We start from the raw sequence: 14,303 nt of genomic DNA on the forward strand, positions 1-14,303 counted from the left end.
CTCGGAGTTTTGCTCGATAGAGCATCAGAGTAGCAAAGTGATGAGCAATATAATGCTGAATAATCAGCTTATTAGTGAGGGGAATGCTGTTTGGAAGGACGATGCAGGTTAAGAATGGAGGGGCGAAGAATCGGTGCGCATGATGCGCACCGCAAGACTCAATGTCGGCATGGCTGAACTGCAACCTAAAGTCGGACTCTCATCTGACATTGACGTTGCAAGGGCCGACCCTATCGCCATGTTAGAAATCCGCTTTCAGCACCACGCGGTAATTCGCTTTACCGGCGCGGACATGATCCAGCGCGTCGTTGATTTTCGACATCGGGAACGCTTCTACCGTTGGTGCAACGTCAGCACGCGACGCCAGTTTCATTAACGAACGCAGCTGGCCCGGGGAACCGGTGGATGATCCGGTCACGGCACGGTCACCCATGATCAGGCTGAAAGCGGGGACTTCAAACGGCTTCATCACGGCACCCACGGTGTGGAATTTACCCTGTGGTGCCAACGCCTGGAAGTACGGTTGCCAGTCCAAATCAACCGCAACGGTGCTGATAATCAGATCAAACTGACCTGCCAGCGCGTTCAATGCTTGTGGATCACGGCTGTTCACCACGCGATCCGCACCCATCGCCAGGATAGATTCAGTTTTGCTGGCGTTAGAGCTGAACGCCGTCACTTCCGCACCCATGGCTCGCAGCAGTTTGATCGCCATGTGGCCAAGGCCACCGATGCCGATCACGCCCACACGACTGGTGGCATTGATGTTGTGCATCAGCAGCGGTTTGAACACGGTAATACCGCCGCACAGCAGTGGGCCGGCAGTGGTGATATCCATTGATTCTGGCAGCGGGATCACCCATTGCCAGTCAGCACGCAGGTGGCTGGCGAACCCCCCTTTGTTCATGATGGTCGGTACAGAACCGTTTTCGCAGTTAACCTGCTCGCCGTTGATACAGGCATTACAGTGCTGGCAGCTTTTAGCTGTCCAGCCGATACCCACGCGCTGACCGACTTTCAGCCCTTTGTTCTGTGCGGCATCCCCTAACGCGCTGATGCGACCAATCACTTCATGGCCCGCGATCACCGGGAAGGCTGAGATGCCCCACTCGTTATCAATCATCGACAGGTCAGAGTGGCAAACGCCACAGTAATCGACCTCAACCTGTACCTCTTCAGCTGCCAGCGGACCGGCCTCATACTCAAAAGGCACCAGCGCTTCGCCTGCGTTCATCGCGGCATAACTTTTGATTTTCATTACTGTCCTCTGTTTCAGCGTTTTCGACTCACTAGTTTAGCAGAGCGTACGCCAGGATTATGACGATTAATCAATCGATTATCCGCGATTCATCAGAAAAGCATTCAGGGTTAAAGCGGATCGTGATTCAGTGGGCTGCGAAAAGCATGCCTCGCTGCTTCAATCAGTTGGCTGGCGGTGATCGTCGGCGGTAAACGCATTAGCACCTTGCTCGCTTGCCAGTAGCACAGCACCATCTCTTCATCTGTTTCGCTTTCGGCCATCTCACGTAGTCGTCTGCGCAGGCTGACTACATCCAACGTTTGCTGCTCATCCACCATCTCCGCAATGGTCTGATTGATCACCTGATGGATGATTTTCCAGGATATTTCGGCAAACACATTTAACCTCGTTGCTTATCTATTGGCTCCAGGCAAATGAATCAACTGCACGGCGCTGACCGCACAAAAAGAGAACAAAGCTGGCATAACTATAGCCGTTTATTTTCTGAGCAAATGCCGGAACAGCGGACATTCTTGTAGTTAACGGATCTATAAAATGATTTTTTTTGCCTCGTGGTGACGACCGCGAATGCCCTTGTAACAAAAAAGCATAAACCCACGCTGGCTGTCGTCGCCGCGCTTTGCCAAAGTAGATCAACGTTTAACCTCGCAACAGGGAATGAATATGAGCCAAACCACCGCTTTACACGCCGATCCACTGATCTGGGGCCACGGCCCCAAAGTGTTTGAAGTGTTTCTTGAACCTACCTGTCCGTTCTCAGTCCGTGCCTTTAATAAACTGGATGCGCTGCTGGCATGGGTTGGGGAAGATAAGATGACGCTGAAGATTCGGCTGCAATCCCAGCCGTGGCATATGTATTCCGGGCTGATCGTACGTTACATCCTTGCCGCATCGACGCTGCCAGAGGGCAAAATTGCGGCGAAACGCGTGCTGCAGGCGGTCGCCGATCATCGTGAAGAGTTTGAGTTCACCGATCACAGTCATGGGCCGAACATGGACGCCACGCCGAACCAAATTCTGGCGCGTTTACAGCACTACAGTGGCGTCGACGCACATGCACCGTTCCTGCGCGCCGAGTTGCAAAACGAAATCAAATGGCACTGCAAATATTCACGCCAGAACGGCATTCACGTCTCGCCCACTTTTATCACCAACGGGTTGGTGCAGTTGGATATCGGTAGCGGTGATGATATTGAATCCTGGGCTCAGCGCATTCTCGCCTGAAGTCGTCAGCCCGCTCCGGCGGGCTATCCCCATATTTCGCAACAGATTTCAGCTTGCACTGATTGCACAATTTCCGATAATCGTTATCTACCTAATTATATAGCGAGAAAGGGAATGCAAGTCAGATACCTCACAGCATTGATGTTAACCGCCGCGGCGGGCCTTAGCCTGCAAGCACAAGCCAGTACCGATATTCGTGTAACTTATGCTGGTTCGATGGGGAAAGTGATGGACCAGTCCTTAGGTCCAGCCTTTGCCAAACAGAATGATGGGAAATATGAAGGGCAAGGCCAGGGCGCATACGGCATGGCTCGACTGCTCGCGAGTAAGAAAATCACCGCAGATGTGTTCGTTTCCATCACGCCGGGCCCGATGCAGATTTTGAAAGATGCAGGATTGATTGATGATGCCGTACCGGTTGCCAGCACCAGCATGGTGGTGGCGTACAGCCCGAAAGGCAAATTTGCCCAGCAGTTCGCACAGGCGAAGGGCGCAGATGCCAGTTGGCTGAAAGTGCTGGCCACGCCGGGGATTAAATTCGGTCGCACCGATCCGATTAACGATCCAAAAGGCCAGAACATTATCTTTACCCTGCTGCTGGCTGAGAAGTATTACAAGCAGCCAGGCATCGCCGATAAAATTCTCGGTGGCTACCAAAACCCTGCTCAGACCCATCTTGAAGGCGGTCTGCTGGCGCGCCTGGAGAGTGGTCAGGTAGATGCCGCTGCAGGTTATGAGAGTGAAGTGATTTCCGCACATCTGCCTTACGTTGCGCTGCCGGATGAGATCAACCTGAGCAATCCAGATATGGCAAAACAGTGGTATGACACTGTCAGCTTCAGCGTAAAAGACAGCGCTGGCAAAGATAAAGTGCTGCACACTCAACCGCTGGTTTACTACGCAGCCGTGCTGAAAAACGCCCCACACGGTGCGGCGGCGGGTAAAGCCTTTGTCGATTTCATGCTGAGCAAGCCAGGTCAGGCGCTGTTTAAACAGAATGGCTACGCCGCGCCGAAAGGCGGAGCTGTTTATCAGTAATGAAGACCGGTCACGCCACCGCGCTTTGGTTGTCACTGCCAGCACTGATGTTGCTGGCCGTGCCATTCGTCACCCTGATTGGTGTCACTCAATGGCAGCACATGCACCTGGCCTGGGGCGATGGGAGTGCCATCTCCACCTCCCTGGGATTGGGCGCCATTGCGCTGCTGTTAATTTTTATCAGCGGATTGCCGGTGGCGTGGTGGATGTCACAAGCAAAGGGCCGCTCGCGTGCCATCGTTGAACTGTTGGTGATGATTCCCTTGCTGACACCGCCGCTGGCAATGGGGATTTTACTGGTGAGCGCTTATGGATCCTATAGTGTCCCAGGCGAGTTACTGGGGAAATTTGGCTGGACGCTGGTCAACAATCCTGCCGCGTTTATTCTGGCGCAATGGTACGGCGCACTGCCCTACTTCATCACTACCGCGCGTTCCGCGTTTGCAGGTGTTCCGCAGGATATTCTGGATGCCGGTCGCACCTTAGGTGCCTCACCGTGGCAGGGGTTTTGGCGTTTGTCGGTTCCGCTGGCCGCGCCGGGTTTAGCCTCTGCAACGGCTTTGGCGTGGGTGCGCGCCATGGGTGAGTTCGGTATTGTCATGATTTTCGCCTATTTCCCTCAGGGGATGCCGGTTCAACTTTATAACAATCTGCAAAATGACGGCGTGGACGCGGTGTACGTGCTGCTGTGGTTGCTGCTGTTGTTTACTTTGCCGGTGCCACTGTTGTGTTTTGTGGCATCACGGCGCGTACGCTATGGCAGTTCATCAGTGGAGTCATAGCGCGGCAGGAAAACCGATATTCCGGAGCGGGTAGCCTGTAAGACGCGCCCTGGCGATGTTGGACAGGCTAGATGAAGTGACACGACAGACAATGTGCATGATGGGCGCAATCTATTGCGCCCATCATGACTTATTCAATCGCCTTCAAGGCATCCAGCGCGCAAGCCTCATCAAGATTACCGCCTGGCGCACCACCGACACCCATCGCACCAATCACCTGATTACCACTTTTTACCGGCACGCCACCGGCTAACAGCAGAAAGCCTGGTACGTCACGCATATTCTGCGCACCTGGATTGTTCTGTGCCGTTTCCATCACTTTGCCACTCAGATTCTTGGTACTCAACGCGGTGTAGGCCTTCATACGGCTCGCTTCTACGGTGTGCGGACCGGCATTGTCCATACGCTGTACCGCAGTCACTAAACCTGCCCGATCCACGACTGTCACGGTGACATTGTAATTTTTTGCTGCGCAGGACTGAATGGCTGCGCTGGCCAGTTTTTGCGCCTCAGCCAATGACAGATTGGATTCAGTCACGGCGGCCTGGCTACCAAAAGAAACAAATGCCGCCGCAGCAGCAATCAAAGAAAGTCGAATAGTCATGTGTCACTCCTGAGTTATGTTAGGTGACACTGTAAAACGAGAGCAGGTTAATAAATATTCGGACGATCACGCGTTCTGCCAGGTAGTTATACCTGGTTAAGTTGCTGCCAGGCGTGGATCAGTTGCGCAAGATTGTCCATTTCCAGTTTAGTCAGAACCGCGGCGCGATGGGCTTCAACCGTTCGTGGTGACAGCGATAAATCACGCGCTATCTCTTTACTGGTTTGCCCGGCAATCATCAGTTGCATCACTTCGTTTTCACGCACCGACAACAAGGCAAAACGCGACTGCAAAATCTGCTGCGCCTGCCAGCGCTGCGCGCGCTGTTCACTTTCATGCATTGCCTGGTGAACGCTTTCCAGCAACGGTTCAATCTCTAACGGTTTAGTGTAGAACTCGAAAGCCCCCTGACGGAATGCACGGCGACAGGCTTCAATCGTGCCATGACCGGTCATGATGATCACCGGCAGCAGCGGATGCCTTTCGCCCTTCTCTGCCAGCCAGCTAAGGCCACTAATGCCCGGCATGCGGACGTCCAGCAACAAACAGCCGCGCAGTGGTTCCTGCGCTGACGTAGCCGCCTCAAATGAGGCCAAATCAGCAAAGTCGGCAACGTCATATTCCAGTGTTCTCAAGAGAAAACCCAGTGATTCACGCACCGACAAATCATCATCCACTAACCAAACTTTTGCGCTCATTCCGTTACTCCGCCAGTGGGAAAATTAGGGTGATTTCCGCGCCGCCCTCGGCGCGGTTTGCCAGCCGCAGCTGGCCATTCATGCGTAACATCAAGCTCTCAACCAGCGTCATGCCAAGCCCCATGCTTTCTGGGCGCGAGCTGTAAAACGGCATACAGGCCTGTGCTAATCCTTCGACAGAAAAGCCTGGTCCGTTATCACTGATGATGACTTTAATCTCGTGCGCCAGGCGTTCTGAAGTGATAGCCACCCACGCATCCGCCCGCCCTTGCTGCATGTGGATCGCATTTTGTAGCAGATTGTGAAAGACCTGTTCGAGCCATTGTTCGTCGCCGATAACGCGCGCGTGGTCATGCTGAAACTGCTGATGAAGCACCACACCGCCCGCGTCCAGTTCTTGTTGCAATAGCACTGTGACTCGCCGCCATGTTGATTCAACACCGACTGCGGTCATCGCCACCGGGCGTTCGCTGACAATGTCGCGAAAACGTTGCAGCAATCCGGCCAATCGTTCCGTTTGCAAATTGATGGCACTGAGTGTTTGCGGCAGGCTATCGTGTTTGCCTTGCTTAAGCAGCAGCTGGCTGGTGTGCAACCACGTGTTAATCGCGGTGAGCGGCTGGTTAATTTCATGGATGATACCCGCCGTGAATTCACCCAAAGATTCACGCCGCGTGCGCTGGAAATAGTCAGCCCGCAGGCGCATCTCGACGTTTCGTCGCCAGTGACGCAATAATTCCCAACCGAGAAAACCGATGATTAGCCACAACATCAACGCCAGCAGGGGCGGAGCGACATGCAGCGCACGCCAATCTGGATTCGCGCTGCCTTTAATCAGAAAAGGTTGGTAGAGGTTGATAAACGGGCGCTGCCATTGCCAACGCGCCGTTTCAGAATAGCCCGAGGTCGATATTGCGGGCTGAGCATGAATATGAAATGCCAGTGCCAGCCCGACCTCTGGAGCTTGCACGGCAAAATGCAAATCCACCAGCATGCGGAATTGTCGATAGGGGTTATACAGCCAGTAACGTCCGTCGTTGGCATCTTCAAATCGCGGGCCGGTTAACGGCCAGTTCTGCGTGTGCTCAAGCTGCACGATTTGCGGAAATTTCTTCTGCAATTCAGCAAGGTTTTCATCACCCGTCAATAATGGCAACAGGGTTTCATTCTGCGTTAAATAGGCCGCAATGCGATTGAACTGCTGATGGAATTCCGATTCACGCGTGCGACGTTGATCCAGGATTTGTTCGGCAAGCAATGCGAACAACGTCACCAGCGTGAGAAGTAGCCAGACCAGCCAATACCTTTTCATCCATGGGCGGTAAGTGTGAGGCATAGTTTTCCGTTGTTAAAGCGATAAAAAAAGCCCTCCGGGTCAGGAGGGTTGTCGATACTGCACCTGCATCCATTCATGGTTTTGCAACGTTGTAACCTGCCCACGCATTGGATTCAATCTGTTTTACTGGTTTAGCGCTGATTTCAGAAGTCTACCTGGTACGACTTTGATTTAGATTGGCTTTTTCCCGATCGGTGAGCGACTCTGCATTATCCTGTTGTATGAGTTGATAACGAAACATCAGCTGTTTTAACAGTAATCCCGTCTGTGTTTGTTCACTCAACTGATCACCGTTACCTTCAGCATAACGTCGAAGTTGCTCTTCAACCGGAATCTGTTGGTTGAAGGCCTGCATCGCGGAAAAAATCCCCGTTTTAAGCTCACTCACCGTGAGATATTTCCCTTTGGTTTTGTCTAGTCCATTGAGTTGTTCAGCCATATTTTCCAGCTGCGCCATACCACGATGCCAGCTCTGTAATTTTTCCAGCGATATCGCTTGTTTCTCTCTGCGCTGTTGTTCGAGCAGAGCTTGAGAGGCCATCGAGTGCTGATGCTGTTCGTATCGATACCAACTGCCACAAACGAAGACTAAAACGCCAGCCAGTAAGGCACAGCAGGCCCCGCTCACAAATGATTTTAATGATGACGGCGTTGTGGGCGCGTCTTGCTGCTCATCCGCATCAGGATAGACCACATAAACGCGAGCCGGATGGCTGTGGTGTTCACTGTTGAGTGCTGCCGGAATAAGCTGCATCGGAGAGGGCAGTCTTTCCTGCAGCTGCGTCATGGAGTGTTTGACCTGATGCAATAACGTATTGGCCTGCGCGAATTCTCTGATACCAAAACGTAACAACGCTTCACGCAGGGATATCAGCAACCGCTCCGTTTCTAATAGCTGCGCCGCCATCTCGCTGCCCTCCACCTGCCAGCCACGGTAGAGACTTTGTAAACGTCGGAACATCACGCTGAGGATATCGGCGCGCGCATCAATCGTCAGCGGCCAGAAAATCGACCACTGATGTACCACCAGCGCGTCAATCAGATTCAATCCTTCATTCAGACCACTCAACCCCGCGTTGTTGGCACGCGCCAGCGTGAACCAGGCCGCACTCTGCAACTCCAATCCATTTTGTTCAAACAACCCCAGCGTGAGTATCTCCACTTTGCCCCAATCTACATCGGGCCGGGCGGGATGCGTCAGCTTACTCATCTCTTCCCGCAACTGGGAATAGCCTGGTAAAGTGCGCGGATCTGCACCGGTTTTGATCACCTGATTCATATTCAACCACTTTCCTTGTTTATCGCGTCAATCCATTGCCCAATAACTGCTGTTGCTTTAAGTCACCAAGCAAGACTCTGCCCTCTGGTTTGAATTCCGTGCCGTAGCGCACCAGGCCAATACCGATGAGTTCGGCATCAATGGCGTAGCGCAATTCGCCTGGCATCGTTTGTTCCAGCAACGCCACCTCAATACGCTTAAGGCGCGGCTCGTACTTCAGCAACACGCTTGAAAAGGTGTGAAGTAGCTGATGCGCCGTGCCCGGCATCCCCTGCAGGATGCTCGTCATATCCGGTAGTCCATAATCGGGGATGTGCGCAATTGAGCCTGCACGGGTGTTGAGGATGCGCTGCAGATTATCCAGCACCGAAAGAATGACCTGATCCCGTTCGCTCACGGCATCGAGCGCCAGCCCGCCACTAAAATTGCCGTAAAGGATCTCATAAAGTGAAGGCATCATCAGGGTCTTTTAGCCTTTTCCGCGACCAGTGTCAGTGTACCGTCACCCAGCTCAATCACGCGCGCGCTGTCTGGATCGAGGTCATCGCGGGTAAGCAGCAGTCGCCACTTATTATCCTGCGAGTCTGGCGACAGGAACAGCCCGGCCACCGCCACGAATTCCGCCTTATCGTCCATCGGCATATCAATACTGACTGACTCACCCGGGCGGATGCGGATGTCCTTTTGTGCCAACAGGTCTGCCTTCAGAACCTGACTGTCAGCAGTGAATAGCGAGGGGTAGTCTGAGGCGTCAAAAGCGTGGCTGTCCTTCAGTTGCCAGATGCGCACCACGGTTGAGAGCGCAGCACCCTGCGCGTTGCGGTTTGCCCCTTCACGCGCGCGAAAATCGAGATGCAGTGTGCGTATTTGTTTGTAAAAAATGGATTTTGTTACGGAGACGGTACCCTCTGATACTTTCTGCGTCAGACCGCAGCCGCTGACGCTCAGTGCCAGCATAAGAGGGATAAGCGTTTTACCAGCGATAGTCGCCCTGTTCATCGGTTTCGATCCTTGAAGGTTGGACCCGGACGCGCTGATAGCGACCGAGCTGTATGGTTATCGGGTCAGACTCGCGGGAGTCCGTGATTTGTGTCAGAGGCAGCACCGCCGTGCGCCCCAGTTGCTGCGCCCCCTCTGCTCGGCAGCACAACTGCGCATCAGGCATCAGTGCGCGGTCAACGCAGAGCTCCAGTCGCGCATCCAGCTTTGCTCCCAGGTAGACGTGCAGCAACGCCATCAGGTCACCGTGCAGTTGCCCGCCGGGCAGCCAGCCCCGGACTTCCTCAGGGTTGTCGGTGAACAGCCTTAGCAAAACCTGACCGTTGACGTCAGTGGCATGCGTCCCCATCACCGGCCGATGCATCAGACTCACCGGGTGGCGCGTGCTCATATTCAGTATGGAGGACTGAGGAATGCGACGAGGATCCCAGGGCACGACATGCGCGCTTGTATCCGGTGCCAGCAGATTCACCAGAGAGGTAACGCCTTCCGCCGTGCGACCGGGCAACAACATCACCGGCAGCAACGCAAGGAATCGCGAGACCGGCGCCGCGATATTCTGCGCGCAGCCGCTTATCCCCAGACCCGCCAGCCCCAACAGGTACTGGGATGTCTCATCGGTGCCACCAGGAGCAAAAGTCGCCGGATAGGTGTATTTGCGCCAGATGCGGTAAAACTGCGTGGTCAGGCGGTGGCTGAAGATATCCAGGAAATCCTGCGTGGCCTCGTGCCCTTCGCGTTGGCGCGTCACATCATCAATGTAGTGCGTCGGCAGCGGAGACGCCGTGCCATAGAGCCCCATGAAATTTATGCGCACCGTGGGCGGCAGATGCGGATGAACAGGCTGCTCCGCACCACGTATTTCCCCTGCCGGGAAACCCATACCGGCATAAGGACGAAATCGCACCGGCTCGTGCCGCACCTGCCAGCTGCTGCCCGGCACGGGTGCCTCGGGGTCGCTCCTTTCCAGTAACTGGCAGAAACGGTAAAAATTCAGGTAAGGCAGCCGGTCGCCCAGCCGCGCGATTAGCCGGGCAGGCGCTGACTGTGATTCTCTTTCCACCGGATACATTTTCCTTCAGGCCGGATAATCAGGGAGAGCTGAATGAACTGGTTCATGTCCGCGTAAAGCGACAGGAAGCGGTTAAGCATCTCGCCGAACAGGTGTATATCGCCGTCACCGGTAAAACCGCTGCTGTCGAGCGTCACCTCAATGTCGAGACCGCGCAGCAGGTAACCAGACTCAAACCGTTGAAGGCGGTGATGCTGTACGTCAAGGATCGCATCCAGCCTGCGGTTGCAGAGTTCGTCATCCTGCCAGTTGTACAGCGCCAGCGTGCCGCGCAGCACTTCCGCATTGCTCATCATGTTAATGAAACCGGAACCGAGGTGGCTCAGCACCCGCCAGTGAAAGCGGTCTTCAGCTGGTGGATAGGCAGGAAGTGTCGGACGAGTCAGATTGCGCACCGTCACCGGGGTCTGCAGCACCTGTTCGCAGTGGTCCAATAGGGTGCTTTGCAGCGCGCGACGGGGAAGCTGACCGTTAATGCCGGTGATGCGCAGCGAGAGCGTATCGCGGGAAAGCTCATCCCCTTCCTCCCACTGCTGACCGCCGAGTATCAGCCAGGTGTCGTGCATCCCGGTCACACCTTTTCGAACGCGCGTATGAAAATAGCGCTCAGGTGCGAGGCGCCGCATCATGCCGCCCCGATGCCGGAAGCTGGTGAACGGAACGTATTCAGCCGCGCCTGCCAGGCCCGTACCGCTGACCGCATCCACTGAGTAAATCTCGGTGTGTCCGTCCTGCAGGCGCTTCGCGCGCAGCATGTATTCGCTCTCCAGTCCGTTAACCGTCAGCGGGTCCGCTTCCAGCGTGAAGAGGTTAATCACCGGTACGCAGTGCAGTTTCAGGGAAGCATCGGTCACCGGCAAATCACTCGGCCACGCCTCACTGAACACCACCTCAATATCGAACCCCGCGAGCCCGGGTGGAAAATGGATAGCTTCCAGTCCGTTCAGGGTCACAAAGCGAAACTTCTCCGGGAAGGTGAAGTACTCCAGCAGCAACTGATAACCGCTGAAGGCACTGTCACCCTTTGGCCAGAGTCTGTCGTCCTCACCAAATCCACCCGGGGTGAACCAGGCGTTGAGGGCGATACGCTCCTGCTGCCCGGCCAGGCGGACGTATATCGCGGCCTGACGGCGAGTCAGCCTCTGATGCAGCGCCGTCGCCACGGGCACGTCTTCTCCCAGCCACAGGCTAAGATGACGCAGGTCACACTGGCGCCAGTCCGCCTGCCCGCTACTGGTCATTCGCAGGCGCAACACGGAGCGCCCGTCCGGCTCGGTGCCCATGGTCACGCCGGAAACCGACAGCGGATTAAGCGTTATCGGTTTTGTGGTGCGATAGCGGCAGACAGTATTTTTCGGCCCCACGGGGCGGGAATACACCTCCAGCCCTGCGGGAGCGGTTTCCGCCATTTTCATTTTTGGCAAATCAGGCGAGAGAGCCACCACGCTGAGTGAAGGGATCGTGCGCAGATAATGCGGCCAGAGCATGCTGACCAACCCTTCGGTCAGCTCCGGCAGGTCATCGTCAATTTTCTGACGCAGCCGACCGACGGAAAAGGCAAATCCTTCAAGCAGGCGTTCCACAAACGGATCTGGCGTGCCTGCGCGGTCCAGGTTGAGCATGGCAGCGCGATCGGGGTGAGTTTCGGCGAATTCTTTTGCGGCGTCGCGCAGATAGCGCATTTCGTTATCGTAATAGCGCAGGGTTAAGTCTTTCATATTCTGACAAACCGCCCTTATTTAAACGAACCTACATCAATCATAAACTTGAGAAACGTCAGCGATATCGGGAAGAAAATGATGTCCGCCGCAGCCGCAACAGGGGTGAGAACCACATTGGTCAGAATATTATCGGCATGAATGTCGGTGACTTGCTTATTAGCCCACAGTTCGATTTTATACTGACTAACGGTTTTAGTCTGCTGAGCGCCTCTGAAATTGAGGCTTTCTTCAGGAATGATGACTCCTTTTATTTTTATATTGCTGATACATATATTATCAGAATAATGAAATCCAATTGACTGCATGTCCTTTGCTTCACAGGGGCTGATCATTCCCGAATGACTCCGGGCAATCACCTCAAAACCACCTTCGAAACTCGCCACTGAACGTTTAGTGGCGGGAGACACGAGAGTCAGTTTTATTTTGTTATCGTTTTCCTTCAGTTCAAGTTGATATCGGCTGTGTAATGCATCTGTTTCCAGAAGATGCTCTCCTCCCACCGTCACCACGTAGATATTTTCCTTACCCGAAAACGCCAGCCCATCAGGCGGAATGTCAACAGGATAGCTCACCCCATCATTGACCACTGATGCCTGAAGTCCTTTATATCGGTATACGCCATCGATATTATCACTGGCTATTTTTTTGTATTTCATTTTTTGTGATGTCGGTGGATTAACTCCCCACAGCAGAACGGTGCAGCCACACAGACTTAAAATAGCAAGGGCACATAACAGGTGCCTGATTGATGTCATCATTCCTTTGGACCATTTGTATTAAATTAAAGAGAGATGTGAAACTGAATTAAGAAAATAATACCGCTGCACGTGCAGCATCTATATTCACCAGTCCGGCCAGCAGTTTTTCAATTTCGGGCTGAATGCGGGTTTTATCCGTTTCACTCCGGCGCGCGCGGAGCAGTTTCAGCCTGCGCGATTTGACTTCAAACAGCAGAGACGGCTCCCATTCGCCCAGCGTCATGCTATCCGCGTTGCAGTCCAGCGCTGCCAGTAGATGAAGCGCCATTTCCTGACGTCCAAATTGTTCAGCGATTCTGGCCATCAGCAAACGCAATAACCACTGCTGGCGAGGTGACGTGATGCCGGGCCGCTGCTGCAGCCAGGCCAGCGCAGCCTCAATGCCCTCCCTGTCTGCCAGATCAGTGGCTTCACTCTCCAGCTGCAGCACATCATCTTCTGCGCCATCAGGCACAGAGACAGTTTCCGAGCCAAACACATCAGCAGGCATCAGCACATGCTGCTGTATCCAGCCCAGCGTGACTTCATCGGCAAACGGCGTTCCGTCGCTGAAGGCCAGCGTCTCCAGCCCGTTCAGTCTAGACAGAAGACCTTTAAGGTCGTCCAGAACAATTGCCGCAAGCGTCGCATTACCCGAACGCAATTGCGCCTGGTGCTGATACCACTGCAAGTCGAGCCAGAAGTGGTTGCCGCCCCGGCTGAACAGGCTGTCAGCCTGCTCGGCCAGTTCAGCCCAACTCTGCTGCAGCCACAGGCGCTTAAGCTGCGCGCGCTGATCTGGCTTGGGTGGCTCAATGCGGCTTTTGCCGTCGCCGGACAACGGCGGCAGCTGGCTGAGGGTGTCATGCCGGATGGTTTTCATCAGCCGGTGCGCGGCCAACCATCCGCCTGGCTGGTCGCGCAGATATGCGGCAAGCGTTCGCGCCTGGTCCAGCAGGTCACGCCCGGAACTAATGGCAGCCAGCATGGGGGCAGCTGACGACGACGAGTGCGACTCCGGACTGTCTGATGCCGTCTGTGGCACCACCGCATCAGGGCCGCCCGCTCTCAGCAGCCGGGCCTCCAGCGCGCCGTAAAGCCCCCCCAGGCCTGCCCCGCCCTGTGCGCCACAGGCGTCTTCAATAACCAGCAACGCCGCCACGGTTCGCTGCGCCGACGATGTCGTCACTTCGGGATAAAGCGTCAGCGTGTCCAGCACGCGTGCACTGGCGGGAAAGCCCAGCGCCGCCTCACGACTGCGCGCCCGCTGTGGATGCAGAGCGTCACCAAAGCGCTGCAGAAGGCCGGCTAGCAGGGCCAGGCCGTCAGCGAATCCTTCTTCACCGTCTCGTTGTAGTCGCGCCCAGCAGTACCAGACCGCTACACGGATGTCTTTAGCTTCCCTGGTCAGCACCTGCTCCGCCAGCGCACAGATAAGCGCCGTGTCCGCGCCGGACAGCCGGTTCATCTCTTCTTGCATCTGCTGGAAAGCATCGTTGTAGGTCGGGTCTTCGCCGACTGAGTGGGTGTCCGCCAGGGGCTTCAGCCACGG

At 54.9% G+C, this 14,303-nt stretch carries 15 protein-coding genes; 3 read left to right on the forward strand and 12 right to left on the reverse strand.

From position 1 onward, the window contains the following. Positions 1–241: 241 nt before the first annotated feature. Positions 242–1,258, reverse strand: a complete 1,017-nt coding sequence (locus tag VH86_RS23660; protein WP_045813828.1) for an NAD(P)-dependent alcohol dehydrogenase — start codon at positions 1,256–1,258, stop codon at positions 242–244. A 110-nt stretch (positions 1,259–1,368) separates the two neighbouring features. Then, positions 1,369–1,638 carry a hypothetical protein gene (locus VH86_RS23665; protein WP_045813827.1) on the reverse strand — a complete coding sequence of 90 codons (270 nt, stop codon included), beginning with the start codon at positions 1,636–1,638 and terminating at the stop codon, positions 1,369–1,371. Between the two features lie 286 nt (positions 1,639–1,924). On the opposite strand from VH86_RS23665, the gene VH86_RS23670 reads away from it, so the two are divergent. The 3 genes from VH86_RS23670 (at position 1,925) to VH86_RS23680 (ending at position 4,305) form a co-directional block, all read left to right on the forward strand. Beyond that, positions 1,925–2,485, forward strand: coding sequence for a hypothetical protein (locus tag VH86_RS23670; protein WP_045813826.1), 561 nt, complete (start codon positions 1,925–1,927; stop codon positions 2,483–2,485). 114 nt (positions 2,486–2,599) lie between these two features. Then, positions 2,600–3,523, forward strand: a complete 924-nt coding sequence (locus VH86_RS23675) for an extracellular solute-binding protein (protein ID WP_045834317.1) — start codon at positions 2,600–2,602, stop codon at positions 3,521–3,523. After that, on the forward strand, positions 3,523–4,305 hold the full coding sequence (locus VH86_RS23680; RefSeq protein ID WP_045834318.1) for a molybdenum ABC transporter permease: 783 nt from the start codon (positions 3,523–3,525) through the stop codon (positions 4,303–4,305). The genes VH86_RS23675 and VH86_RS23680 overlap by 1 nt, the downstream gene beginning before the upstream one ends. 130 nt (positions 4,306–4,435) lie before the next feature. Here the strand turns inward: VH86_RS23680 and VH86_RS23685 are convergent, their stop codons facing one another. From VH86_RS23685 to tssA, 10 genes are all read right to left on the reverse strand, one after another. Then, positions 4,436–4,909 (reverse strand): heme-binding protein, encoded by a 474-nt coding sequence (locus VH86_RS23685; RefSeq protein WP_045834319.1) that lies wholly within the window; start codon positions 4,907–4,909, stop codon positions 4,436–4,438. Between the two features lie 86 nt (positions 4,910–4,995). Then, positions 4,996–5,607 carry a response regulator transcription factor gene (locus VH86_RS23690; RefSeq protein WP_045834320.1) on the reverse strand — a complete coding sequence of 204 codons (612 nt, stop codon included), beginning with the start codon at positions 5,605–5,607 and terminating at the stop codon, positions 4,996–4,998. A 4-nt stretch (positions 5,608–5,611) separates the two neighbouring features. After that, the gene (locus VH86_RS23695) at positions 5,612–6,943 is read right to left on the reverse strand and encodes a sensor histidine kinase (protein WP_045834321.1); all 1,332 of its coding nucleotides are present in this window, start codon (positions 6,941–6,943) and stop codon (positions 5,612–5,614) included. Between the two features lie 151 nt (positions 6,944–7,094). After that, positions 7,095–8,222, reverse strand: coding sequence for a VasL domain-containing protein (locus VH86_RS24750; protein WP_052696645.1), 1,128 nt, complete (start codon positions 8,220–8,222; stop codon positions 7,095–7,097). 19 nt (positions 8,223–8,241) lie between these two features. Further along, positions 8,242–8,682, reverse strand: a complete 441-nt coding sequence (gene tssE, locus VH86_RS23705; protein WP_045834322.1) for a type VI secretion system baseplate subunit TssE — start codon at positions 8,680–8,682, stop codon at positions 8,242–8,244. After that, positions 8,682–9,221, reverse strand: a complete 540-nt coding sequence (tssJ, locus tag VH86_RS23710) for a type VI secretion system lipoprotein TssJ (RefSeq protein WP_045834323.1) — start codon at positions 9,219–9,221, stop codon at positions 8,682–8,684. The genes tssE and tssJ overlap by 1 nt, the downstream gene beginning before the upstream one ends. Continuing rightward, the gene (gene tssG / locus VH86_RS23715; protein WP_045834324.1) at positions 9,196–10,293 is read right to left on the reverse strand and encodes a type VI secretion system baseplate subunit TssG; all 1,098 of its coding nucleotides are present in this window, start codon (positions 10,291–10,293) and stop codon (positions 9,196–9,198) included. Before tssG ends, tssJ begins: the two co-directional genes overlap by 26 nt. Then, positions 10,248–12,011: a type VI secretion system baseplate subunit TssF gene (gene tssF / locus VH86_RS23720; protein WP_045834325.1), complete on the reverse strand. Its 1,764-nt coding sequence runs from the start codon at positions 12,009–12,011 to the stop codon at positions 10,248–10,250. The genes tssG and tssF overlap by 46 nt, the downstream gene beginning before the upstream one ends. A gap of 17 nt (positions 12,012–12,028) precedes the next feature. After that, the gene (locus VH86_RS23725; RefSeq protein WP_156150615.1) at positions 12,029–12,772 is read right to left on the reverse strand and encodes a hypothetical protein; all 744 of its coding nucleotides are present in this window, start codon (positions 12,770–12,772) and stop codon (positions 12,029–12,031) included. 46 nt (positions 12,773–12,818) lie between these two features. Beyond that, positions 12,819–14,303: type VI secretion system protein TssA (gene tssA / locus VH86_RS23730; protein ID WP_045834327.1), on the reverse strand; the 1,485-nt coding region annotated here is incomplete at its 5' end.

This window comes from Pantoea sp. BL1 (assembly GCF_000963985.1).
GTDB lineage: Bacteria > Pseudomonadota > Gammaproteobacteria > Enterobacterales > Enterobacteriaceae > Pantoea > Pantoea rwandensis_B.

Bases quoted from the DNA above. Each gene is read 5' to 3' on its own strand.
- VH86_RS23660 (WP_045813828.1), bottom strand. From the start codon at position 1,258: ATGAAAATCAAAAGTTATGCCGCGATGAACGCAGGCGAAGCGCTGGTG.
- VH86_RS23670 (WP_045813826.1), top strand. From the start codon at position 1,925: ATGAGCCAAACCACCGCTTTACACGCCGATCCACTGATCTGGGGCCAC.
- VH86_RS23675 (WP_045834317.1), top strand. From the start codon at position 2,600: ATGCAAGTCAGATACCTCACAGCATTGATGTTAACCGCCGCGGCGGGC.
- VH86_RS23680 (WP_045834318.1), top strand. From the start codon at position 3,523: ATGAAGACCGGTCACGCCACCGCGCTTTGGTTGTCACTGCCAGCACTG.
- VH86_RS23685 (WP_045834319.1), bottom strand. From the start codon at position 4,909: ATGACTATTCGACTTTCTTTGATTGCTGCTGCGGCGGCATTTGTTTCT.
- VH86_RS23690 (WP_045834320.1), bottom strand. From the start codon at position 5,607: ATGAGCGCAAAAGTTTGGTTAGTGGATGATGATTTGTCGGTGCGTGAA.
- VH86_RS23695 (WP_045834321.1), bottom strand. From the start codon at position 6,943: ATGCCTCACACTTACCGCCCATGGATGAAAAGGTATTGGCTGGTCTGG.
- VH86_RS24750 (WP_052696645.1), bottom strand. From the start codon at position 8,222: ATGAATCAGGTGATCAAAACCGGTGCAGATCCGCGCACTTTACCAGGC.
- tssE (WP_045834322.1), bottom strand. From the start codon at position 8,682: ATGATGCCTTCACTTTATGAGATCCTTTACGGCAATTTTAGTGGCGGG.
- tssJ (WP_045834323.1), bottom strand. From the start codon at position 9,221: ATGAACAGGGCGACTATCGCTGGTAAAACGCTTATCCCTCTTATGCTG.
- tssG (WP_045834324.1), bottom strand. From the start codon at position 10,293: ATGTATCCGGTGGAAAGAGAATCACAGTCAGCGCCTGCCCGGCTAATC.
- tssF (WP_045834325.1), bottom strand. From the start codon at position 12,011: ATGAAAGACTTAACCCTGCGCTATTACGATAACGAAATGCGCTATCTG.
- VH86_RS23725 (WP_156150615.1), bottom strand. From the start codon at position 12,772: ATGATGACATCAATCAGGCACCTGTTATGTGCCCTTGCTATTTTAAGT.